Raw genomic sequence first — 23286 nt, forward strand, 5'->3', positions numbered from 1 at the left:
TGCCCTCACCCCCGCCCAACTCCTCCACCAGCCCCACCACGACACCACTGGGAAGGTCTTGCCTGGCCAGGTCAGATTTTCGCCTACGCCGTGCGAAAGTCGATGACCGCCTGGCGGTAGGCCTCCGGATTGCCGATGTCGAAGCGTCGTCCTCTCACCAGATAGCCGGTGAAGCCCTCCTCCCGGCGCAGCGCATCCAAACAGGGGGTCAGTTGGAACTCACCGCGCTCGCGCACGTTGTGCTTGAGGTTTTCTTGCAAATAGTCGAATATCTTCGGCGACAGCACGTACTGGCCAAACACCGTCAGGAAAAGGTTCTCGTCCATGCCATCGACGTGGAGGTGTTCGCGGGCATAGGCGATCTCCGGCTTCTCTGCAAACTCGGTCACGGCAAGGAGGACATCACGCTCCTGCCAGGTCCCGGTCACGCAGCCGAACTTGTGCAACTCCTCCGCAGGGGTCACCTTCAGGCCCACGACGTTGCCGCCCACCCGTTCGTAGACATCCAGAAGCTGGCGCGCGCACGAGGTGCCCGTGTCGGAGGCATAGATGTGGTCGCCGAGAAGGAGCAAAAAGGGCTCATCTTTGACCCATTCTCGTGCGCAGTACACCGCATGACCAAACCCTTCCTGCGAGTGCTGCGTGACAAACGTCACGCGGTGGCCAAGTTCCAGGATGTAGTCGCTGTATCGTTGATCCTCGCGCGACAGCTTGTTGAAGTGCTCAATGCGGGGCGGCGAGTGGAAGAACTCCTCGAACAGGGGAAGATCGCCCTCTTGCACCACCAGGCACACTTGCTCGATCCCAGCGTTGACCGCCTCCTCGACGATGGCCATGATGATGGGCTTAGCCCGCCCCTGCGCATCGACAATGGGAAAAAGCTCCTTCTTCATGGCCTTGGAGGCAGGGAAGAGTCGCGTGCCAAACCCAGCGGCTGGGATCACCGCCTTGCGCACCTTACGCCCGGCGCGGAGCACCAACTTCAGACAGGGCATGCGCAGGTCGCGCTCCAAAATCTCGATGACCTTGCCCTGGCTCTCCTCATCCCGCGCCAAGAGCTGTGCCGTCCCATCCCCCTGCGAGCCCACCCCTTTTCCGCCGAGAATGTACGGTTGAATGGCCGGATAGCTGAGCACCTTGTGCAGCATCGGGGCAGTGAGTTGCGAGGGACACGCCGGCTGCAGATGCCGGTCGAACTCCTCCTGGGCCTGCTGCATCAGTCGCCCCAAAGCCTCAGCGTCCCCTTGCTCCAGAGCCGCCACCGCTTCGTGGACGATGCGCTTGTTGATCGGCCCCAGGTACTCCTGCACGCCCCTCTGCAGCTCGGTATCGGCAAAGGGATAGCACTGGTTCAACTTGGCCAGGATCTCCTTCGTGTCCTTGCCAGCGCACAAATCGACGATGACGTAGTAGAGGTCGCGTTTGACCTTCACCTCCCTGACGTCGATGCGCTCCCCGTCGAAGGTCATCAAAATGGGCCTGCTGCCGAAGGCGCATCCCTGGTCCATGCGGCCGCATCGGGAGGGAGTGGTAATCTCGCCCAGATAGGCGAACTCCATTTCGCCGCGGATGGTCATTTTGAGATCGTAGAGGCGGTTGAACGCGCGCGCCACCAACACGCAAATGGCAGCACTTGAGGACAGCCCCTTCTTGATGGGCAGGTCAGTCATGTAGTTGTCGATGACCAGCCCGCGCACCTGGTAGTGAGTGAGTACCTGGTAGGCAACGCCGGCAGCATAGCTGAAAAAGCCCCCTTTCTCTGCCTCCTCCAGGAGCGCCTCCTTATCCATCGGCACTTCGAAAGGTCCCTTGCGCGTACCGTCTTCCAAGGTGGCGCGGACGATGAGCTTGGTGGGATGAGGCTCCACGTCCGCATAGATCCCCTGGTTGGTGCCGGTAATCAGCGTGTACCCCTTTTCCAAGGCCGCGTTGATGCGGCGATAGCCTCCGGCCCAATCGCTGTGTTCGCCGAACAGGCAGATGCGCCCCGGCACAAAGATGCGCATGGCAGTGAGCTCCTTCCTTTCCGTTCGCCTGAATCGAGTCGCCAATGAGCAGGCTATGATTCACAATTGAAGCGGTATGAGCCGCTCCCCACCTGCAGCACCAGTCGGTCTTTGTGCACCCGCGCCGTCGCCACACCCTCCGGCAGACGAGCAGAGACCTTGCCTTTTCGGAGCACGGCCTTGCCGCCCTCCAGGACGGACGGCTGCTGGCCCAAGAGGGGGAGATGAACCTCGGCCTCAGCCCCGACCGGAATGCGCACACCCACGGTCACTCGCTGGTCGCGGCGCTCCCAGGCAACCTCTACGGTGCCCAGAACGGTTCGCACGCGGCCGGTGGCAAAGGAAAGGCCAGCGAACAGGTGAGGCTTGACCACGACCTTCTTCCACCCAGGGGCGGCACAGCGGATGCCGGCGATTGCCCGGTAGAACCAGGCATCCACGCTGCCGAACATGATGTGATTTTGGGAATTCATGCCCCGGTTAGTGAGGTTTTCCCATCGCTCCCACAAGGTCGTTGCTCCCGCGCGCACCATGTAGCCCCAACTTGGGTAGCTCTCCTGGGAAGCGAGGGTGTAGGCAAGCTCGGCATGGCCATTGTCGGTCAGCACGTCGAGCATGTAGCAAGTGCCCAGGATTCCGGTATCCACGTGACTGTCATGCTCGTTGACGATGTTCTGCACCAGCTTTTCCACCACCGCAGCCTTCTTCTCGGCCGGCACCATGTCCAGAAACAGAGGCAGGACATTGGACGTCTGATTGGGCAGCTTGTCGATGGGGCTGAGCCTCCTGGCCTGGTACTGGTCTTCCTCCAAGAACTCGCGATTGAACGCCTCGCGCACCTCCACCGCCAGCCTGTTGTACTGCGCTGCCTCCTGTGCTTTCCCCAGGACCTCTGCCATTCTAGCCAGCAAAACCACGTCGTAGTAGTAGTACCATGTGGAGGTGAGGTCAAGACCGGTCTTTTTGGGGAAAATGCTCCCCGGCGGACACCAGTCGCCGTACTTGCCCAAGGAGCGGATGATGTGCCCGTCGGCATTGCGGCGCAGGAACTCTACGTATTTCTTCAGCCGCTCGTAGTGAGTTTCCAGCACCCGTTGGTCGCCGTAGTAGCGGAACAAGTACCACGCGATGATGTTGTAGGCCGAGCCCCACGCCGGGTCCGCTGGGTATGCCAGCGGCAGGTACGGCGGCACGATGTCCGGCACGCTGCCGTCTTCCTGCTGGGCCAACTGGATGTTGCGCAAAAAGTTGGTGTAGAAGGCAGCCATGTGAAAATTGAGGATGGCCTCTTCGGCGGAGAGATGGGCATCGCCCATCCAGCCGTGCCGCTCATCACGCTGCGGACAGTCCGTAGGGATGCTCATCAGGTTCGAGCGCTGCCCCCAGAGGATGTTGCGGTGGATCTGGTTGAGCAGCTCATTGGAACACTGGAACTGGCCGGCGGGCGGCACGTCAGAGTGCACCACCCGCCCTTCCACGTCCTCCAGCGTCGATACACCCGGGAACCCGGTCAGCTCGACATAGCGAAAGCCGTGATAGGTGAAGCGAGGCTCGTAGCACTCTAATCCCTCGCCTTTGAGCACGTACACGTCGGTGGCTTCGGCATTTTGGTTCGGGGCCGTGTTGATCTGTCCTTCAGGAGTTACCAACTCTGCATAGCGCATGCGCACCTCAGTGCCCCTCGGTCCGCGCACGCGCAGGCGCGCCCACCCGGTAAAGTTTTGCCCGAAATCGTACACATAGACACCGGGCGCCGGGCTCCACAACGCACAGGCACTACGCGTCGCCGTCACGCGAATTGGCGGCATCATCTGGGCTGCCAGGGGCGGACCATCCACCGGCACGGCCGCCTCCCAGGCAGCGTCGTCAAAGCCGGGGGCGTCCCAGCCGGGCATTTCCAGGCGCCCATCGTACCGTTCGCCGTGATAGATGCCATCCTCCAGCAGCGGGCCGTACCCGACCTTCCAGGAAGGGTCGCTGGCAATGACCATTTCGCTGCCGTCTTCCAGCCAGATGTGCGCCTGCAGGATGAGGCGCGGATGCCCAAACCCAAAGGCCTTGATGTGTCGTCCGTTGCCCAGGATGACGGCCAGCGCATTCTCGGCGCCAAGCATGTCGGTGACATCGTAGGTGGCATACAGGGCTATCTTGTGAAAGTCCGTCTGCGGCGGATCGAGCACCTGGTCGCCCACCTTCTGGCCGTTGAGGCGCAGCTCGTAGTAACCGAGTCCGCACACGTAGACACGCGCCTGGCGCACGCCCGTGGGGAGCCGAAACTCTTTGCGCAAAAAGAGCGGTCGCGCGTGGAGACCGGCGCTCAGTTCTTTGCCAAAGAGCAGGGGAAGCTTCGTCTGGAATTCCTCCCCATCTCTCTTGCCGATCCAGCTCGCCTGCCATTCGTGGGGTTGCAAGCCGGTCTCGAAGTACGCCGCATCGCTCCACGGGCTCCCCTGGGCCTGCTCATCCCAATAGCGCACGCGCCAGAAGTAGCGTCGGCGCGAAGCCAGCGGCGTGCCCTGGTAAACCACGTGGCACGTCTGGTCGCTCTCCACGTGCCCGGTGTCCCACACATCTCCTATGCCGCGCTCCACGTGGGCGGCGTCGCTGCTCACGATGAGTTGGTAGGCAAGCTGGCGCTGTCCACGACGCACAGGCTCGACCACCCAGGAAAACCGCGGATGGTGCACGTCGATGCCGATGGGATTGCAGAGGTACTCGCAACGCAGGTCAAGCGGGGCCGTTGGCTTCATCGTTTGCTCCTGCTGGTCTGTGGGCAACAGTGTACGCGAATATACGAACTTGTTGGTCTTCAGTCAATGGCAATTTTCGGCGGAGCAAGGTCCCGGGGCCGTTCTTCTTCAGGAGTTGACCATTCGTCCTCTCTGTTGCAACCTGTGGGCCTCCTGCTGAGTATCTGAAAATGGCCATTGTCACACCAACAAGGGGAGGTTGCTATGGACAAGAGGGAAGGACTGCAGAAAATTGCTTTTCTCGGGACGTGCGTGCCCAGGCAGTGCGGCATCGCCACTTTTACCTACGACCTTTGCCACGCCATCGCCACCCAGTACCCAAAGACCGAAACGCTGATCGTACCTGTCAACGACGTCGACACTGGCTACCAGTACCCGCCGGAAGTGCGTTTTGAGGTAGAAGAGCAGGACATCGATGACTACCACCGCGCTGCCGACTTTCTGAATCTCAGCAACTGCGATGTCGTCTCTCTGCACCATGAGTTCGGCATTTTCGGCGGCGAAGCGGGCGCCCACATCCTTGCCCTGCTGCGCTCTCTGCACATGCCGGTGGTCACCACTTTACACACTGTGTTGCAGGAGCCAGAGGAAGACCAATTCAGGGTGACGCGCGAATTGGCTGCACTCTCTGCCCGCCTGGTCGTCATGAGCCAAAAAGGCAGAGAGCTCCTCCAGACGGTTTATCAGGTGCCGCCGGAAAAGATCGACGTCATCCCGCATGGCATTCCGGACATGCCCTTTGTCGACCCGAATTTCTACAAGGATCAATTCGGCGTTGAAGGGAAATGTGTCCTCCTGACCTTTGGCCTCATTTCGCCCAACAAGGGGATCGAGAACGTGCTCAAGGCCCTGCCCGATATCGTGGTGGCGGTCCCCAACGTCGTGTACATCGTGCTGGGCGCTACCCATCCGAACCTCATTCGCCGCGAGGGGGAGTCGTATCGCCTCAGCTTGGAAAGGCTGGCGCGAGAGCTGGGCATCAAGAGGCATGTCATTTTCTACAACCGCTTCGTGGACATTGAGGAGTTGAAGGAGTTCCTGGGCGCCGCCGACATCTACATCACCCCGTACCTCAACCGTGCGCAGATTACTTCAGGCACCCTTTCGTATGCATTTGGTTGCGGCAAGGCGGTGATTTCCACACCTTACTGGCATGCGGAGGAACTTTTGGCCGACGAGAGGGGCGTGCTGGTCCCGTTCAATGACCCTAAGGCGATAGCCCGGGAAGTTGTGGCCCTCCTCCAGGACGAGCCGCGCCGCCACGCCATGCGCAAGTGGGCCTACATGCTGGGCCGGGAGATGGTGTGGAGCAACATCGCTCATCTCTATGTGGAGTCCCTGCAAAAGGCGCGGGTCAGCCGCCTGCGCAAGCCACGTCCGTTTCTGGTCAAGACGCTGGACGAGGAGCGCGTGGGCCTGCCCACCAAGCTCGACCATCTGCTGAAGATGACCGACTCGACTGGCATCCTGCAGCATGCCCGCTTCTCGATCCCCCACTTGGCCACGGGCTACTGCACCGACGACAACGCCCGCGGACTGCTGCTTGCCGTGCTCTTGGAGGAGGCCGGCGTGCAGCGCCCCGAGGTGACCGAGCTGGCCTTCCGCTGCGCGGCTTTCGTGGAGTACGCCTTCAACGAACGCGCTCGTCGCTTCCGCAACTTCATGAGCTTTGACCGCCATTGGCAAGAAGAGAGTGGCTCGGACGACTGTCAGGGGCGCGTGTTGTGGGCGCTGGGGGCCTGCATAGGCAGGTCCCGCCATCGCCCCTTCCAGATGTGGGCTTTGCCGCTCTTTGAACGCGCGTTGCCGGCGATGCTCGAGCTCACCTCGCCCCGCGCCTGGGCAACGGCGCTGTTGGGGATCAACGATTATTGCCGCCACTTGCGGGGGGATCGCCGCGTCCACCAGGTGCGCTGCGAGCTCAGTGCCCGTCTTGTGCGCCTCTACAAGGAGAACGCTGCCCCTCACTGGCAATGGTTCGAGCAGGTGGTGACCTACGACAACGGCAAGCTCCCGCAGGCGCTCATCCAGGTGGGGCGGTGGCTGCGGGACAAGGAAGCCCTGGACATCGGCCTTGCCTCCCTGCGCTGGCTGGCGGAACTCCAGACGGCCAAAGCGGGCCATTTTGCCCCCATCGGCTCCAATGGTTTTTATGCGCGTGGCGGCAAGAAGGCCAGATTTGACCAACAGCCGCTAGAGGCGCAGTCCATGACCGCCGCCTGCTTGGAGGCGTATCTTGCCACCAACGACCTGTTCTGGTACGATGAGGCCCGCAAGGCATTCGAGTGGTTCCTGGGACGCAACGACCTGGGCTTGCCCGTGTACGATCCCAACACCGGCGGCTGTCACGACGCCTTGCACGTGGACAGGCTCAACCTCAACCAGGGTGCCGAGTCCACTCTGTCCTTCCTGCTGGCTCTGACGCAGATGCGCCTGGTCGAGAGCACGCTGACGGCCTTCAACTCGCCCGCTGTCGCGGAGCTCGCCCCACGGGCTGCCCGCCGTGCTCGCAGTAGCAAGTCTGCCCTCGCCAAGGTAGCGGACGGGGTTAGGGCTCTGCCAGGAAAGACTGATTGACGCGGCGCACCCGAGAATGCCCCCTGAGGTGATCGCGCCACATCGCTCCAAGCCGCTACTCGGTCGCCGGGGCGTGACCGCGGCTTGGCGCAGCGAGCTCAGGCGAAGGGCTTGCACGGCGGAGGGCCATGGGGTGCCGGGGCAGTTTTTGCTTGCGTTTTAGTAACCAATTCGCTATATACGCGCCAGGAGGGACGCCATTGGAGGGCCAGGGGTGGGGTGAGGCAACCGCTGGCGTATCTCAGGAGCAGGCAGCAGTAGCACCCGGGGGCTTCTCGGCCTATTGACCAGAGGGATGCTGGGCCCAAAAGTGTTGGGCTTCGAAGCCAAAGGAGCGGGCAGATCCCTGCGCAACGAGGTTGATGCGGCCAACAATAGGGAATGCGGGGCTGCAGGCTTCTTTGGCGACGTCGAAGCCGAGAGAACCAATCGTGGCCCACCTGCTTGGTTAGGGGCTGGCGCCGGAAGGATGCGGCAGCGGAGTTGCGCAATCCTTCCGGGTGCAACCGCCCGGGTCATATGGGCGCAAGGCCCAGTCAGCTCACCAGCGTGAATTTGCCGAGGAAAGAACGCCACCTGTGCTTCAAAGTCCAACATTCAGGAGTTCTTTCAGCCTCCGGCAGTGCAGGGCAAAACCCAAGAACAATTCTCATAGGAGCAAGCCTATGCGCCTCATGACAGTGCTCCTCGTGTGCGGCACAGTGGGTGTCGGCGGGGTGATTGCCGCAAGCAGGCCAAATAGGATCGTCGTCAACGTGGACCTCGGCAAAGAGAAGATCAGCAAGTACATCTATGGCCACTTCGCCGAACATCTGGGCCACTGCATCTATGGCGGCCTTTGGGTTGGCGAAGATTCCCCCATCCCCAATACGCGTGGCATCAGAAACGATGTGATTGCGGCGCTCAGGGAGATTGCCCCTCCGGTGATACGCTGGCCCGGGGGCTGCTTTGCCGATACTTACCACTGGAGAGATGGAATCGGGGCCAGAGACCAGCGGCCCTGCATCGTCAATACCACCTGGGGCGGAGTGACGGAGGACAACAGCTTCGGCCCCCACGAATTCCTTGATCTCTGTGAGCTGCTCGGTGCCGAGCCGTACATCTGCCTTAACGTCGGAAGCGGCACTGTACGAGAAGCAGCGGAGTGGGTGGAGTATGTGAACTCCAATGCCCAGAGTCCCATGACGGAGCTGCGCAAGAGGAACGGCCGCCAAGAGCCGTGGAACGTCAAGTTTTGGGCCGTGGGGAATGAGAGCTGGGGATGCGGGGGCAACATGACTCCGGAGTTCTATGCCGACCTGTTCAAGCAGTTCTCAACCTACTTGCGTTTCGGAAATCTCTATCGCGTGGCGAGCGGGGGAACCGATGCCGATTACCACTGGACTGAAGTCCTGCTCCAGAAGACGCAGAAGTACCCGCACCTGATCCAGGGCTACTCCTTTCATTACTACACGTTCTGCCATGGATGGGACCACAAGGGCTCCGCCACCGAATTCACCGAGAACGACTGGTTTCACACCATGAAGAACACCCTGCTTATGGAGCAGCGACTCGAACGACACATTGCCCTGATGGACCAGTATGACCCGGAAAACAGAATCGGCCTGATTGCCGACGAGTGGGGAAACTGGTTCGATGTGGAGCCTGGCACCAACCCTGCGTTCCTTTTCCAGCAGAACACCCTCCGTGACGCGGTGACAGCGGCACTCTACCTGAACATCTTCAACAACCACGCCCGAAGAGTCAAGATGGCCTGTATCGCGCAAACTGTCAATGTGCTGCAGGCGATGTTGCTCACCAGAGGCGAGCAGCTTGTCAAGACGCCCACCTTCTACGTGTTCAAGATGTACAAAGTCCATCAGGACGCCACCTTGCTGCCAATTGACGTGACATGCCAGGATTATGTGTTCGAGGGCATGGGGCTCCCAAGTCTGACCGCCTCGGCTTCTAGAGACAGCCGGGGCAGGATCCACGTGTCTCTCGCCAACATCAATCCCAATAGGGCCCTGGACGTTGAGATCGACTTGCGCGGCCCACAGCGGCCTGCACGTGTGCGAGGAGAAATCATCACCTCCCCAGCGATGAATGACTACAATGACTTTGGAAAACCGGAAAGGGTCAACATCAAGCCGTTCTCGGGGTGGCGATTGGACGGGAATACGCTTGCGATTTCCCTGCCAGGCAAGTCTGTCGTGACATTGGAGCTTGATTAGCAGATTGGGTTGAGGAGCAAGACGCTTCAACACCGTGGAGCACGTGACCGGGCAGGACGTGCAAGAGAGTGCCTATCATACTCTACTGCTCCGAAAGGACCTCGCTCCAGCCGAAACCGAGGATGCGGGGAGTCGACGGGTGAATGCGTCTTGCCCTTTGGGCAACTCTTGTCTCGGGCAATGCCCCGGCGTGAGCATCCCTTGCCATTGAGCACCGGTTCTGCCAAGTCGATCCGACCTGCGCACCTGCAACAGGGTTCGTCATCTGGTCGTGCGCCATCCCGCGCCACGGACCGCTCGCCGACGCCCAGATCTTTCGGTTGATCAAGGCTTGCCGAGCAGCCAGAGCGAACGCCGCTCCCGCCCGCGGGTTAAATCTGTCGCAGGAGAAAATCGCACTCTTCGCTCCAAAAACCGTACCGAGGGACTTCCGGGCGAACTGGTCAAGCTGCGGCGCGTTAGAGTTGAGTCGCGTGGGGTAAGCCCTTCTTTCTTTCGGCAGGAGTCGGGACACCAGGGCCTTCTTGTAGGCTACGTTCCCCGAGCACCGCTGTGTGGCTGAGGGCCTTCACCAGTACCGGTACAGGCGTACCCGCTGGATGCCAAACTGGCCAGAGGGGATGCGCAGGTGCCTGCCCTGATGGCTCTCGTCCCCGTTCAGTCGACGGCGCGGCACAAACCGACCTCCGACGAAGGTCCCTTCATCGATCTGGGCGATCCCCGCAATCTCCCTCGTTCCTTCTGCAAAAGAGAAGGTGACGAGGATGCCGCTGCCGGCGACGATGAACTCATCAGGAGCTGTCCTGAGGATTAGCCCCCCGACTTCTGGCCAGGAGGTCAGGTTCTCCGGCCGCCTTGCCCACTTGAAGGTAAAGTCATGCGCCACGCTCAGGGCATAGGGGTCGAAATTGACAACCACTGTCTGTTTGTCCTGGCTCAGCAACACTCCTACCCGCTTTCCCCGGCCGGCGTGGGCAGGCAAAATCGGAGCCAACTCGCGCAGGAGCCTGTAGGCCTCACGCAATGGGTGCGCGCCTGGATCAGCGATGGACTCAACAGCAAACGGGGAAAAGCCGAGCGCATCGTGCTGGCCAACAGCATAAAGTGCGTACACGGCCGCCTGGTCTCCTCGATTTGCCTCGGGCACAAATAGCGGATTTCCGGCGTGGGTGTACTTCTCGCACCAGTTAGCAAAGTCGGCGAAGTAGATATCAGGAGCGAAGAAATCGATCGCCTGAGCACCGGCTCGCCAAATGTCCAACAGGTGCGGCACAGGCCCGCCGCTTGGATACTCTCCAGGCCGGTATCCTGGTCTGTTCAGGGCAGCATTGACGAACATGGGAAGAGGGTACTCCTCTTTGCCGGCTGCCGCGACCTCGTCCACGTACCGGCACAGATGCCAAGCCATAAAAAGCTCCTCGGCCCGCTCTCCCTTGCCGAACACCTCTTCCCACGTCCCGGAGGTGCGAAACCCACTGCCTCTCCATAAGTCAATAAGCTCGCGACGCAGGTTTTCACGATGGGAAACCAGGTACTGAATCAATGGGGCGGGGACCTCGCTGGCAAACAGAGCGGTTGCCTTCTCCCCGTAGTCCCTTGGGTCAGGTATCATTCCCACCTCGTTTTCTACCTGGACCATGACCACGGTGCGGGCGTTGCCGTCAACTTTGCGGAGGTGAGCCATCAAGTTGCGGAAGGCACGGGCATCGGCCTCGCGGTTCGCCTCATAAAATGGCGAAAGGATCTCCAGGGGCCGGCCGCACCGCTCCCGGGCACGCGGGAAGCGATCCGGGTCGGCCTTCACCCAGAGGGGAGCGTAGCAAGACATGCTGTTTTTCCACGAACCGAACCACAGGAGGACAAGACGGAAGCCGTGCCGACGCGCCTGGACAAGGAGACTATCCACCAACACAGAGTCGTAGACCCCCTCCTGCGGCTCGAGCATTTCCCAATACACGGGCGCAAGCACCGTGTTCATGCCCAGCTGTGCGCATTTCGGCCACACAGCCTCCAGTGCCCGCAGGTCGGAGGCCGTGGAATTGCCCAATTCGCCGCCGAGGATCAGGAATGGTTTATCGTCTACGAGGAGCTGAACAACGCCACCCTGTTTGGCCAGGCGCGGGATTCCGGCTCCACAAACGCTTGCGGCTACCACACACATCGACAAGGCTGCCGCAACAACCGTTCGCTCGAGCTTCATGCGCTGTCACCTGATGAATTGGAAACGGGACACCCCGCTTCGACCTCCTAAAGAGTTCTACTCACCGACTGCGCCGGGTGGCTTGCACGTCGCCCGTACGGCCATACTCCCACCCCGTGCCGGCGACGTCACGGGTAATCCCACGGAGTTCGTTTCCCCCTGACGCAACGGTCCTTGCAGCCTCAACATGGAACACAGGCCACGCTCCGGAGGCTCACTGCGCCACAAGTCCGTGCTTGCGCAAGAACTCACGAATCTCCGTGAAGCACTCAATCATCGTTTTCCGGTCAAAGCCGCCGTGTTTGCCCCCCGTGACGGTCACCAGCTTATTGGGCACACCGGCTGCATCCAGCGCAGCATGGAGGCGGGTGGCCTGTGCGTAGGGGACGACGTTGTCTTCACTGCCATGGATGGTGATGATCGGCGGCAGGCCTTTGCGCACGTAGGAAATGGGCGATACCTCCCGCGCCAACTGCTCACGTTCCCTCATGCTGCCAAACCATTCGATCGCATAGTGCTTGGCGTTAGGCCCTTGGAGCAGCTCCGCCACGTCGGTGATGCCGTACCAATTGACGATGGCGGCCACCGCCGCTGCCGGTTCCTGTGCATCGCTCCAGCGCATATTGCCATCGGTTGGGCACTGACGGTCGAACTGAGAATACTGTGGCAACATGCCGGTGATGAGCGCCAGATGCCCGCCGGCCGAGCCTCCGGTCAGCACAAGCTTGCTGCGGTCGATGCCGTACTCTGCGGCGTGGCTCCACACCCACCGCAGCGCACAGCGGCAGTCTTCCACCGCCGCAGGGGCCAAAGAGTTCCGGGCAATGCGGTATTCGATGTTCACTGCCACCCACCCCAAACGCAAATAGGGCAGCAGCTGCAACACATTCCTCTCCTTCTGCCCAGCCACCCATCCGCCGCCGTGAAACAGCAACACCGCCGGCCGCAGCCTTGACCGGTCCTTCGATACGTACAGGTCCAGCTTCAGGTCGACATTGTTGGCAGTGTGGTAGGTGATATCAGGTACGATGTCGTACTCACCGGCGACGTAGTCGACCCAGGGGTCAGCAAGTGGCTGTTGCCCTTGGGCCAGAAGCAATGCACTCCACAGGAGCACGACGATCAACGTGGCGACTCGCGATCGACTCATCAAGCCTCCTTTTCCCGAGCTGTTCACACAAATCAAACGCATTCGGCAAGTTTTGAGGCAAGCCCTTTCGGTACTGGCGCCTCGTCACGAAAAGGGGGGTGCCTGCAACCCGCCTATTCAAGAACCACCATCCTCCTCGTCTTGGAAAAGCTGCCCGCCGTCATCTTGTAAAAGTAGATGCCGGCCTTTAGCTCCTGGGATGACATCCGAACCCTGTACCTGCCAGCGGGCAGCGTCCTGTTCACCAGTGTCACCACCTCCTGCCCTAACAGGTTGTAGACCTTGAGCTGCACAGGGCACTCCCGCGCTACGGCGAACTCGATCGTTGTCTCCGGATTGAACGGATTGGGGTAGTTCTGCAACAGTGCAAAATCAGCCTTGCCGGTAGCCGTGCCATCGATTCGTGAAAAGTAGTCGCCGGTCATAAAGCTTGCCACTGCCGAGTAGTCGCTGCTGCCGTACTGATTGATACCGCACACGCGCCAGAAGTAGCGCTGGTTCGCGGCAAGCCCAGTGACCTGGGCAACCGTGTCGCAAACCACCGTGTCCGCCACCAGGCTGCCAAACGTGCTCGTCACCGACAACTGAACCCGATACTCTCCGGCTGTCTCGGACGTGTGCCAAGTGAGCAGCGGATTGCGAGGAACGTTGACCACACCGTTGGGGGAGATGACCAGCGGCGGGAATGGACTGCGCACATACGTCTTTAGCCACTGCATGGCCGGTCGCTCCCTGCCACTGTAGTCGATCAGAAAGGTATAGGGATGCGCAGTCCACACATCATACTCGTAGTAGCCCCAAAAGGTCATTCCCTTCACCGCAGGATGATTCCAGAAGATCGGGAAGTAAATCTTGTACTGCTGGAGCTGGACGGTGTTGTCCTGCTCATCGATGTCGAACTCGGTGATGTAGATGGGGAGTCCCAACGTCGCAAGGCGGTCGAGGTTGGCCTTGATGACGTTGATGTCGTAGACATACGTACTGCCGCGAAACTCAAAGTAGTGCCCCTGGATGCCGATGCCGTCGATCAGTCCCCTCGCCTTCAGCAAACTGACCAGGTTCATGTACCTTGTCGTCTCTGAGTTTGAATGCAGGATGTTGTACTCGTTCAGGAGCAACTTCGCTTGTGGCGGACAGTAGCGCCGCGCAAGCTCAAAGGCGGTAATGACCCAGTCCCACCCCGTCGCCCCGTCTCCCCCGAGCGCGTTCTTGTATACCGGCGGTGCATGAAAGGGCTCGTTCACGACGTCAACCAATGCCATCTGCGGGTAGCGTTCGCCTATGCGGCGCATCCATTCCTCCACTGCCTGCCTCTGCCCTGACGAGTCCAGCGAGGCAATCCATGAAGGCTGCTGCTGCCCCCAGACCAAGGTGTGTTCTTTGAACAGGATCCCCTTGCTCATGGCGTATTCATAGATGCGATCCAGGTTACTCCAGTTGTACTGACCACGGGTATACTCGACCGATCCCCACTTGCCGTCGTTGCCAGGGGTGATCTGGTTGAAGTACTTGTCAAAGTTGCGGTAGACGTCGCGCCCGCTTGCCGCGCCGAGGAATTTACTTTTCCCTTGGGCAAGTGGCTGGGCAATAGTCCGCAAGGGGAACAGCGCGCAAAGGAAGACAACCACCCCCATCCTCAGTGCCCGACGCCAATGGAACTGCCCGAAACTGTGACGCTTCCAACTGAAACGCGAGCACAAAAGAAACTTCATGACAACCTCCCTGCCTAAACACATTTGCCCATGGACCGGATGCGCTGCCCACAACAAGGAATCCACGCGCAAGAGCTGGTTCCCCAATTTGTGAGCACCCCACAAAGACGGGCACCCGAGCTGGAACGTCATCCTACCTGACCACGATTCTCTGCTCCAGCGCCACCAATCGTCCCTTGTCAATACCCCTCTTCAAAACTTGCGCATAGAGCGATTGTACTTCTTCCAGCGGGAGTGGGCCTTTGACCACAACGTCTATGGTCCCGTCGGCCTGTCGGTCGATGGCCACGGTAGCCTCCGGGTTGGGCGCTCGTCGATCGCGCATAATCCTGAACTGGTTGAGACACTCCTGCGCACCCGGGCAGAGAGTGCGGACCTCGTAGTGGTATTTCGCATCTTGGTCGTCATACGACTTGCCGCGCGGCGTTACCAAGCGCAACTTGCCTTCGCTGGCGAGCGTCTCCAGCGCCACTTCGTAGAGCTCCTGCGCCTGTGCCACCGTCACCTCGCCGAGCGTTACTTCGTCTATGAAGCCGTCTTGGCCATAGTCCACCGCGACAAAGCGCCTACTGATCAGTTCGTTGAAGGACAGGTCCCTGCCGGCCGCCTGCACAGATCGGATGCGGTAGTGTTCGCCCCTGAACTCGAAGCTACAAAACGCCACAGTGGGACTGGGCTCCTTGCCCGCACACGAAAAGAACAGCGCTAAGGTCAAAAGGCCAAGAGCACCGCCCAGGTGCTTTCTGTGCCCCAGACTGGGCCTCAGGGGTCGTCTTTTCATTGCCCTCCCGACGTTGGAACCACTGCAAAACGGGCGACCTCCCGCAGCTGACACGGTTGCCACCCGTGCGCTCAAAACTCCGCGCGCACAGGGGGAAACGCGCCGATGTAGCCCCTCTCTGTGCCGAGCAACTTTACTACCTCCGCGGGCAGTTTTCGCCCCGGAGGAGCCCCTGGATGCTCCTCCAGGGGCCGGTAGTCGCCCAATTCAAGGCTCTTGAAAAGCTGTCCGCGATATCCAGACAGATGCCAAGTCTGCACGGCATATTCCGGGTGCGCCTCTTGGAACGAAGCAAATGAGTCGTAGACCAGGTAGCAACTGTCGGTCTTCTCCGGCCCCCACACGACCAGTGGCAACCTCACGCGCGACGAGGTGGTGACGAACACGTTGTGGTCCATGGCGCGCACCTGCGAGTCCTTCAGGCGTTCGCACAACGCTGTCGGCTGCCACACGTAGAGCAGCGGACGCTCGAAACCCTCGTTCGCATAAAGCAGGTTGTTCACAAGAACATGCCCATGTCGCTTGTCCACGTCAGGCCCGGTACTGGGATGCCAGCCGAATGGGTCGCCGGCCGCACGCCGCGCATTGCGCGAGATGCAGGCGGTACTGTTTACAAAGGTGTTGTTGTAGATCTGCACATCGGAGCTGTTAAGCACCCACAGCCCGTGGTCGCAATTGACAAACAGGTTCCCTGCACATATTGCCCCTTTAGAAATCTCAAAGAAGAACCCGTTGTTGCTCGGCCAGGGGCGCTCAATTGGGAACTGGCCCTTCGTGCTTCCGACATTCTCTACCCAATTGTTCAGAAACCGCCCATCGACGTTGCCCACATCATACCAGATGCCATTGGAATAGGGTAGATCGACAACCAAATTGTCACGGCACGTGACGCGATGACACTGGTTAAAGATCTTGACAGCCGCAGGGTAATAGCCTGTTATCCTTTCAATGTTGTTGCGAGTGAAGATGTTCCTTTCGAGGAGCACGTCATTGGAACTCATGATGTACAGGCCTTCGGTGCTCGTGTCGCTGACGCGGCAGTGTCGAATCGTGAGCGAGTCTCCTTTGAGGTAGGCACCCACGCGGGAACAGTAGGAAATGGTGCAGTTTTCCAAAAGCGTGCCAACCACGTCTTTGCCGAAGCTCGCTTCATCGGCGGGGCCTTCGGGGAAGGCGCCTTCCACCTCTAAGGCACGAAACGCATATTGCGTGAAGGTGATGCCTCGTATCTTCGGCCCCCTTCGGTCTGGTTTCTTGCCATGAACCTCTCCTGTCGTCCGCAAGAGCGCGACATCGAACGCGGTGATTTCCACTTCCCTGCCTGTGGGGTCGACGCCGATGTAGAGTCTCCCGCTCTCGTAGTCGATGTAGAAGCTGTTCTCGTCGACCTCTCCTTCCCAGCCCGCCGATTGCAAGAACCTGCCGTCGACAAACACCATGTCGTTGTTGAAGCGGTGCAGCGGCGTCACCTTGCCCTCGCGGTTACGGTTCCACCATTCGGCCGGACGAGAAGGAAACAGATAGGGCCATTTCGTGACCCAAAGACCGTTACCGAGGCTTTGCCAGTCGGTGGCCACATACGTGCCTTTCAGTATCGGTTGCTCATCGAGGTAGGGCTGAATGATTATCCCCTGGTTGAAGAGAAGCCTGCCGGTACGGTAGATGCCACCGCGGAGGACGATGGCCTCACCGGTCTTGGCACGTACAATCGCCGACTCGATAGTAGTGGGTGAGGACAAACTACTGCCGACGGCATCTGCCTTGCCGTCAGGGGCAACGTAGTAGATCCTTCCCTTGACTTGCGGGATGGTGTAGGACTGCCGCAAGGGGCCATACGGCCCGCCACTGGGCTGAGCCAATAGCGGCACGCCGCAGAAGATGGCCAGAAGCGACAACGTGAAAGTCCTCAAGCGAAGGTTGAAACAATTGTGGTCACCATGTCCTATCATGTCATGCCTCCCCGGGCTCTCGTCTGCAGCCCAACCGCCGGTGATGACAAGTCGCTATGTCTATTTCAACAACAGCATGTTCCTTGTCTTGGCCACCCATCCTACCTGCAGCCTTCATCGGGCAGCTACCCTCGGGAAATCCGACGCAATTCGGCATCCACCCAGAAAATTTGCGGGGGCGCCGTCTCCTGAGTCACTCCCGGCTCCGGTGCCACCCTGGTCAATCTCTCCACCGGCGGAGCGGTCATCACTCGTCGGACAAGGTACCGACTATTCCGGTCGCGCATGAACAGTGTCTGCGATCACTTGCCGCCCGCCGCTGCCGTGGCGATGGCCCAATTGAAGCTGCTGTGGTCATCAAGGCAATCGCCCTCACATGCAGCCTACCACTCCGCGCGCGCCCTTCCGGTCCATGAGCCTGAGACGGCAAGCACCGCGACGGCCACACCCGCCAGACGGGTAGCGCCCTCTGCCGGTTCGTCTTCGACTAATACGCGCAGAACCTCTCGTCGACCAACGAATCACAACCCACAACCACGTATGCTCATCTGACGACTGTCAGCTTTTGGGTCTCCACACGATCGCCCGCTTTCATGTGACACAGATACGTGCCGCTGGGCAGACTGCTGCCGTCGAATCTCACCACATAGTCACCTGGACCCTGGAGCTCGTGAACCAACGTAGCGACTTCTTTTCCACGGAGGTCAAAAATCCTGACACATACCTCGCTGGTGAGGAGCAGACGGTAACTAATCGCCGTGCCCCCTTTAAATGGATTGGGATAGCTCGGCTTGAGGGAGAACTGCCGGGGATATCGCTCGCTGGCCAACCTCACGGCGCTTGCCGGTTGCAGAGCATCCATAGAAGCCTTCAGGGCCACGAAAGCAGCCTCAAGGGTATCGGCAGCGGAGGTCGTGTAGGAGTAATTGCGAGTCATCGCGTTCCGCGCCCTGGAAAGCGCCTCTGCGAAATCCGCCCAGCTTTGAGGTGAAAAGTCCTCCTCCTTCAGAGCAGCGGCCCGAGCCACCAGAGAATCAAGCCCGTTGTAGTAGGTCCCTACAGCCACTACGGCAAAGAAGGCCGGTTTGCATTGGTTATTGGCATCCCACAGCGACGAAGACTGATTGGTCTTGAAAGTGTACTGGTCGTTGAGGCCATCCTTGGACACGCTGATGATCTTCCCCCTGCCAGAGAAGTAGCTCCGCTCCACAAAACACTTGAAAAGTTGCCCGTACTGATTGGCCTGCTGGCGCAGCACCTCCATCGGTGGCTGGGCGTAGCCTGTGGTGACATCAAGCTCAGTCACCGCCATTTCGTGGCAGATCGGGTCGAACTTCTGGTAAGAGGCAATCCACTGTTCGGCAGTTGGAGAGGTCAAGGCGTCATGCTCCTGCATGCCGATGCCGTCGAGGTAGCCTGCTGCAAACATCGGGCCGCACAGGCGCACGATTCCGTTTGCTTTCGCGGCAAGGTGGGTGTTGTAGTCGTTGTAGTAGAGCTTCATTTGCGTTTCGCCATAGGCCAGGCAGTATTTGCGCGTGAGTTCAAATGCCTTCATGATGTAGCTATTGTCCCCAAAGGTGCGGAACCACTCACTGTCCGTCCTGTCCTGGCCGTTATCTAACACGGCTTCATTGACCACATCCATGGCCGACAGCAACCCCGGCCAGCCTTCGTGGAGGAGGCGGATGACTTCACGAATGTAGTGTTCCATCCGCTCGGTCATCTTTTCTTTGGTCAGGCGTGGGCCCGCCTCTGAATAGCCGGAGCGAAAGAAGGCAGCAGGCGTCTGACTGTGCCACACTAAGGTGTGGCCTCTGAAAGTGAACCCCTGCCGCTTGGCCCAGTTAAGTTGCGCAATCAGGTCGCCATTGAAGCGAATGATCGGGTGCACATCGATCGAATCGCGTGCCGCCTGGCTGGTGGCGTTGTTGTAGGCTGCTGCGCTGGCGGCGATGTCCACCGTGTATTGCGGCTTCATGTTGTTGCCGGGGCTCATGCTGTTCATGTGAAACTCTATCAGCTCCCCGCCATGGCGCGCGACCACGGACGACTGGCCCGGCACGTAAGGGTCATCGGGAAAACCGATGTGCCGATAGGACAGGAGACAGCCGATGTAAAAGTCGTGAGCGTATACTCCCCGCAGCCGGGGAACGTTGGTCTGTACTGTGTCCACTTGCGCGAACGCATGGAGGTAAAGCAGCAGTACGGCCAACGTCGACCACAACCACTGTCTTGAACGAATTGATGCGGTCTGGTGCGCGCTCATCACTTCCTTCCTTGGGAACAGGTCCGGCCCGATCCGACAGCAGCCTGTCTGCAGGCTGCAGACAGGCTGCTTGTCGGGGCTGCAAAGAGGCGAACGACAGAAACGAGGAGGTCTACTTCATCAAAGTCAGCTTCCGGGTCTCGGTGTACTCGCCCGCTTTCAGCCTGCACAGGTACACGCCGGAGGGCAGGTTGGAGGCGTCAAAGTTCACGGAGTAGTAGCCCGCAGTCATCCGGCCATTGACCAGGGTGGTCACTGGTCGACCCAACGCGTCGTGGACCACCAGGCTCACCTCGCCGTCGCGCGGCAAAGCGAACTGAATGGTGGTCGACGGGTTGAACGGGTTCGGATAGTTCTGCCGCAACGCATACTCGGTAGGCACCATCCGATCCGGCAACATGGCTACCGCAACCAGCAGCGAATCCGGGATCTGGATCGGTTCGCCCATGTCCACATGCACATCGTACAGCTTCAACGCTTTGGCCGTGGCTTGGTTGCTGACCCCAAAGTTGATGCTGTTGAACTTGGTCGTCACCAGCGGCACATGCTCATCGCTGACAATGCCGGCAAAGTTGTAGGTGCCGTCTTCCTTATGGATGTAATACCTTATCTCGGTCTTCCCCTCGCGCACAGGAGCCAACGAGAAAGCAAAGTGATACAGACCGGGTCCACCCACTGCAGCGGCCGGCAGCTGTGTGCGTGCCGTAAGCACATAGTGATTCGGGCCGTTGGTGCTAAGCCACCCATAGTCGACCACGGCGCCCACGGTACCCAGTTGGCCAATGCCCTGCCAGTTGGTGAGCTCGTTGTTGCCACTGTGCGGCAGGAAGAGGTAGCCATTGTGGTGACCTTCCGTGCCCGTCCACGAGTCGCCGACAACAACCCCAGCACTATCGCTATGGAAGACGCCAAGCCGCAAGGAGCTCCAGCCTTCAAAACCGCCACCCTCGAACTCCATAGAGCCGGTCACAACGAGGGCCTTGCCGGAGGTGAGTTTCACTTCTCTGGCGAATCCACCACGAATAGCCGCCCAGCCTGTAGGCGCGCTCGTGCCGGAGATGGTGACGTTGCCGTCCACCTCTCCCGGAGTCAAGGTCCAGCCACCGGTGCGGCCACCAATGAAGCCCCAGTCCGCGACGTAGAACGGGCTGAACGGCGCCTCGGGGATTTCAATGGGTTCGCCGCGGTCCACGTACACATCGCGCAGGTACATGCCGCGCAGCTTGGCCGGTTCCTCGCCGGGATCACCAATCATGGCAAAGCAGACGCCATTGAACCGCGTGGTGATCCCCGTGGTGTCGATGGAGGTCGCCGCCCACCAGTAGCTGTTGTCCTCCTTCACGAAATAGAAGCGAACCTCGTTGCTCCCATCCGGCAGCGGGCGCACCGAAATCGCCCAGTTGTACACACCGGCAGTCATCTCCGCGCGGAACGGCTCCTGGCGCACAAAACCCATGGAAAGGTGGCTCATGCCGTACGTGCTGATCCACGCACCCCCGCGGACCACGCCGTGGTCACCTCCGCCGCCGGCCGCCCAGTTCGGGCTCTCGTTCACCCCGCTGTGCGGCTGGAATAGGTAGCCATAGGCTCGGCTCTCGTACCCCGTCCAGAACGCAGAGTCGGTATCCACGTTGACCAGCACTCCGGCACTGTCGTGGTAGAATAGACCCCATCGCAGTGCACCCCACCACTTTGGATCTGCGCCCACAAACTCAATCTGGCCCGTGACGCGGATCGCATTCTCTGCGGTGGCGGTCACCACCTCCTCAAACCCACCGCGAATGGCTGACCACTGACCGGGGATTGGCCCGGTATCGCCGCCGATGCCAGCATTCCCCGCATATTCGCCGGGGATGAACTTCCAACCGGCAGTACGCGTCGGCCCCTTGTTACCGATGAAACCCCACTGCGCCACGTAAAACGGCACAAACGGCGCCTCCGGTATCTCTATCGGCGCCCCCCGATCCACGTACACATCCTCAAGATACATCCCCCGCACCGTCGAGGTGCTCCCACCCTGACCACCATTGATCGCAAAACACACCCCGTTAAACTTCGGCGCGATCGTCGTCGTGTCCCGCGACACCGCACCCCACCAATAACTGTTGTCCTCCTTGATCAGGTAAAACCGCACCTCCTTGGTCCCATCAGCCAACGGCTGCACCGAAACCGCCCAGTTGTAAACCCCCTCCGTCATCTCCGCACGCCGCGGCTTCTGATCCACAAAGCCCAACGACAAATTGTTCCCATACGTGCTCAACCACGTCCCGTACCGCACTACCCCATGATCACCCCCTCCCCCATGCGCCCAGTTCGGACGATCCACTACCCCATTGTGCGGCGCAAACAAATACCCATTGGCGTACTTCTCGTACCCATTCCAGTACGCCGAATCAGTATCCACATTCACCACCACCCCCGCACTGTCGTGGTAGAACAACCCCCAGCGCAACGCATTCCACCACTTCGGATCTCCCCCCACAAAGCGAATCTTCCCCGTCACCCGAATCGCGTTCTCCTGAGTGGCCGTCACCACCTCCTCAAACCCACCACGAATCGCGCTCCACTGGCCATCCAGCAATGCCTGATCGCCAGCTACCCCCGCATTGCCGGCAAACTCCCCAGGCACAAACTTCCAACCACTGGTACGCGTCGGCCCCTTGTTACCGATGAAACCCCACTGCGCCACGTAAAACGGCACAAACGGCGCCTCCGGTATCTCTATCGGCGCCCCCCGATCCACGTACACATCCTCAAGATACATCCCCCGCACCGTCGAGGTGCTCCCACCCTGACCACCATTGATCGCAAAACACACCCCGTTAAACTTCGGCGCGATCGTCGTCGTGTCCCGCGACACCGCACCCCACCAATAACTGTTGTCCTCCTTGATCAGGTAAAACCGCACCTCCTTGGTCCCATCAGCCAACGGCTGCACCGAAACCGCCCAGTTGTAAACCCCCTCCGTCATCTCCGCACGCCGCGGCTTCTGATCCACAAAGCCCAACGACAAATTGTTCCCATACGTGCTCAACCACGTCCCGTACCGCACTACCCCATGATCACCCCCTCCCCCATGCGCCCAGTTCGGACGATCCACTACCCCATTGTGCGGCGCAAACAAATACCCATTGGCGTACTTCTCGTACCCATTCCAGTACGCCGAATCAGTATCCACATTCACCACCACCCCCGCACTGTCGTGGTAGAACAACCCCCAGCGCAACGCATTCCACCACTTCGGATCTCCCCCCACAAAGCGAATCTTCCCCGTCACCCGAATCGCGTTCTCCTGAGTGGCCGTCACCACCTCCTCAAACCCACCACGAATCGCGCTCCACTGGCCATCCAGCAATGCCTGATCGCCAGCTACCCCCGCATTGCCGGCAAACTCCCCAGGCACAAACTTCCAACCACTGGTACGCGTCGGCCCCTTGTTACCGATGAAACCCCACGTTTGCACCGCGCTCTGGCCGAGCGCCACCGTCTCCCCCACGGCGACAGCTGCGATCACCAGAGCCACGAACAAGTAGCGAGCTCCTTTCATCTCACCGCCCTCCTCTTTTGTTTGTGGTGCTGCGCCTCATACGGGTCTCGATCGAGAAGCCGCAGCAAGAGCTCTTCTCCTTCGCCGCCACGGTTGCCCCTCCCTTTGCGTGCTGCCCGGGAGGGGCAACCG

At 60.0% G+C, this 23286-nt stretch carries 11 protein-coding genes and 1 pseudogene; 2 read left to right on the forward strand and 10 right to left on the reverse strand.

Going from position 1 to position 23286, the window contains the following annotated elements; genetic code table 11:
- Positions 1 to 83: 83 nt before the first annotated feature.
- The 3 genes and pseudogenes from NUW13_13100 to NUW13_13110 all read right to left on the reverse strand — a co-directional run bounded on the left by NUW13_13100 (position 84) and on the right by NUW13_13110 (position 4756).
- Entirely contained in the window at positions 84 to 995 is a 912-nt protein-coding gene (locus NUW13_13100; GenBank protein MCR4439953.1) for a UTP--glucose-1-phosphate uridylyltransferase, read from the reverse strand.
- Between the two features lie 507 nt (positions 996 to 1502).
- A pseudogene (locus NUW13_13105) lies at positions 1503 to 1670 on the reverse strand (GHMP kinase).
- A 389-nt stretch (positions 1671 to 2059) separates the two neighbouring features.
- Complete coding sequence (locus NUW13_13110; protein MCR4439954.1) at positions 2060 to 4756, reverse strand: glycoside hydrolase family 78 protein; 2697 nt, start codon at positions 4754 to 4756, stop codon at positions 2060 to 2062.
- A 204-nt stretch (positions 4757 to 4960) separates the two neighbouring features.
- On the opposite strand from NUW13_13110, the gene NUW13_13115 reads away from it, so the two are divergent.
- Both NUW13_13115 and NUW13_13120 read left to right on the forward strand, forming a co-directional pair.
- On the forward strand, positions 4961 to 7333 hold the full coding sequence (locus NUW13_13115; protein MCR4439955.1) for a glycosyltransferase family 4 protein: 2373 nt from the start codon (positions 4961 to 4963) through the stop codon (positions 7331 to 7333).
- Between the two features lie 665 nt (positions 7334 to 7998).
- Positions 7999 to 9546 (forward strand): alpha-N-arabinofuranosidase, encoded by a 1548-nt coding sequence (locus NUW13_13120; protein ID MCR4439956.1) that lies wholly within the window; start codon positions 7999 to 8001, stop codon positions 9544 to 9546.
- A gap of 568 nt (positions 9547 to 10114) precedes the next feature.
- Here the strand turns inward: NUW13_13120 and NUW13_13125 are convergent.
- The 7 genes from NUW13_13125 to NUW13_13155 form a co-directional block, all read right to left on the reverse strand.
- Positions 10115 to 11746 carry a DUF5597 domain-containing protein gene (locus NUW13_13125; protein ID MCR4439957.1) on the reverse strand — a complete coding sequence of 544 codons (1632 nt, stop codon included), beginning with the start codon at positions 11744 to 11746 and terminating at the stop codon, positions 10115 to 10117.
- 214 nt (positions 11747 to 11960) lie between these two features.
- Positions 11961 to 12896 carry an alpha/beta hydrolase gene (locus NUW13_13130; GenBank protein MCR4439958.1) on the reverse strand — a complete coding sequence of 312 codons (936 nt, stop codon included), beginning with the start codon at positions 12894 to 12896 and terminating at the stop codon, positions 11961 to 11963.
- Positions 12897 to 13009: 113 nt separating this feature from the next.
- Positions 13010 to 14608 carry an endo-1,4-beta-xylanase gene (locus NUW13_13135; GenBank protein ID MCR4439959.1) on the reverse strand — a complete coding sequence of 533 codons (1599 nt, stop codon included), beginning with the start codon at positions 14606 to 14608 and terminating at the stop codon, positions 13010 to 13012.
- 133 nt (positions 14609 to 14741) lie between these two features.
- Positions 14742 to 15389, reverse strand: coding sequence for a hypothetical protein (locus tag NUW13_13140; GenBank protein ID MCR4439960.1), 648 nt, complete (start codon positions 15387 to 15389; stop codon positions 14742 to 14744).
- 71 nt (positions 15390 to 15460) lie between these two features.
- On the reverse strand, positions 15461 to 17338 hold the full coding sequence (locus NUW13_13145; protein ID MCR4439961.1) for a right-handed parallel beta-helix repeat-containing protein: 1878 nt from the start codon (positions 17336 to 17338) through the stop codon (positions 15461 to 15463).
- A 544-nt stretch (positions 17339 to 17882) separates the two neighbouring features.
- Positions 17883 to 19607, reverse strand: coding sequence for an endo-1,4-beta-xylanase (locus tag NUW13_13150; protein ID MCR4439962.1), 1725 nt, complete (start codon positions 19605 to 19607; stop codon positions 17883 to 17885).
- Between the two features lie 112 nt (positions 19608 to 19719).
- Positions 19720 to 23154, reverse strand: coding sequence for a T9SS type A sorting domain-containing protein (locus tag NUW13_13155; protein ID MCR4439963.1), 3435 nt, complete (start codon positions 23152 to 23154; stop codon positions 19720 to 19722).
- Positions 23155 to 23286 lie beyond the last annotated feature (132 nt).

It is taken from the genome of candidate division KSB1 bacterium, from assembly GCA_024655945.1.
GTDB lineage: Bacteria > Zhuqueibacterota > Zhuqueibacteria > JANLFK01 > Oleimicrobiaceae > Oleimicrobium.

Bases quoted from the DNA above. Each gene is read 5' to 3' on its own strand.
- NUW13_13100 (MCR4439953.1), bottom strand. From the start codon at position 995: ATGCCCTGTCTGAAGTTGGTGCTCCGCGCCGGGCGTAAGGTGCGCAAG.
- NUW13_13135 (MCR4439959.1), bottom strand. From the start codon at position 14,608: ATGAAGTTTCTTTTGTGCTCGCGTTTCAGTTGGAAGCGTCACAGTTTC.
- NUW13_13120 (MCR4439956.1), top strand. From the start codon at position 7,999: ATGCGCCTCATGACAGTGCTCCTCGTGTGCGGCACAGTGGGTGTCGGC.
- NUW13_13145 (MCR4439961.1), bottom strand. From the start codon at position 17,338: ATGATAGGACATGGTGACCACAATTGTTTCAACCTTCGCTTGAGGACT.
- NUW13_13150 (MCR4439962.1), bottom strand. From the start codon at position 19,607: ATGAGCGCGCACCAGACCGCATCAATTCGTTCAAGACAGTGGTTGTGG.
- NUW13_13115 (MCR4439955.1), top strand. From the start codon at position 4,961: ATGGACAAGAGGGAAGGACTGCAGAAAATTGCTTTTCTCGGGACGTGC.
- NUW13_13130 (MCR4439958.1), bottom strand. From the start codon at position 12,896: ATGAGTCGATCGCGAGTCGCCACGTTGATCGTCGTGCTCCTGTGGAGT.
- NUW13_13155 (MCR4439963.1), bottom strand. From the start codon at position 23,154: ATGAAAGGAGCTCGCTACTTGTTCGTGGCTCTGGTGATCGCAGCTGTC.
- NUW13_13125 (MCR4439957.1), bottom strand. From the start codon at position 11,746: ATGAAGCTCGAGCGAACGGTTGTTGCGGCAGCCTTGTCGATGTGTGTG.
- NUW13_13110 (MCR4439954.1), bottom strand. From the start codon at position 4,756: ATGAAGCCAACGGCCCCGCTTGACCTGCGTTGCGAGTACCTCTGCAAT.
- NUW13_13140 (MCR4439960.1), bottom strand. From the start codon at position 15,389: ATGAAAAGACGACCCCTGAGGCCCAGTCTGGGGCACAGAAAGCACCTG.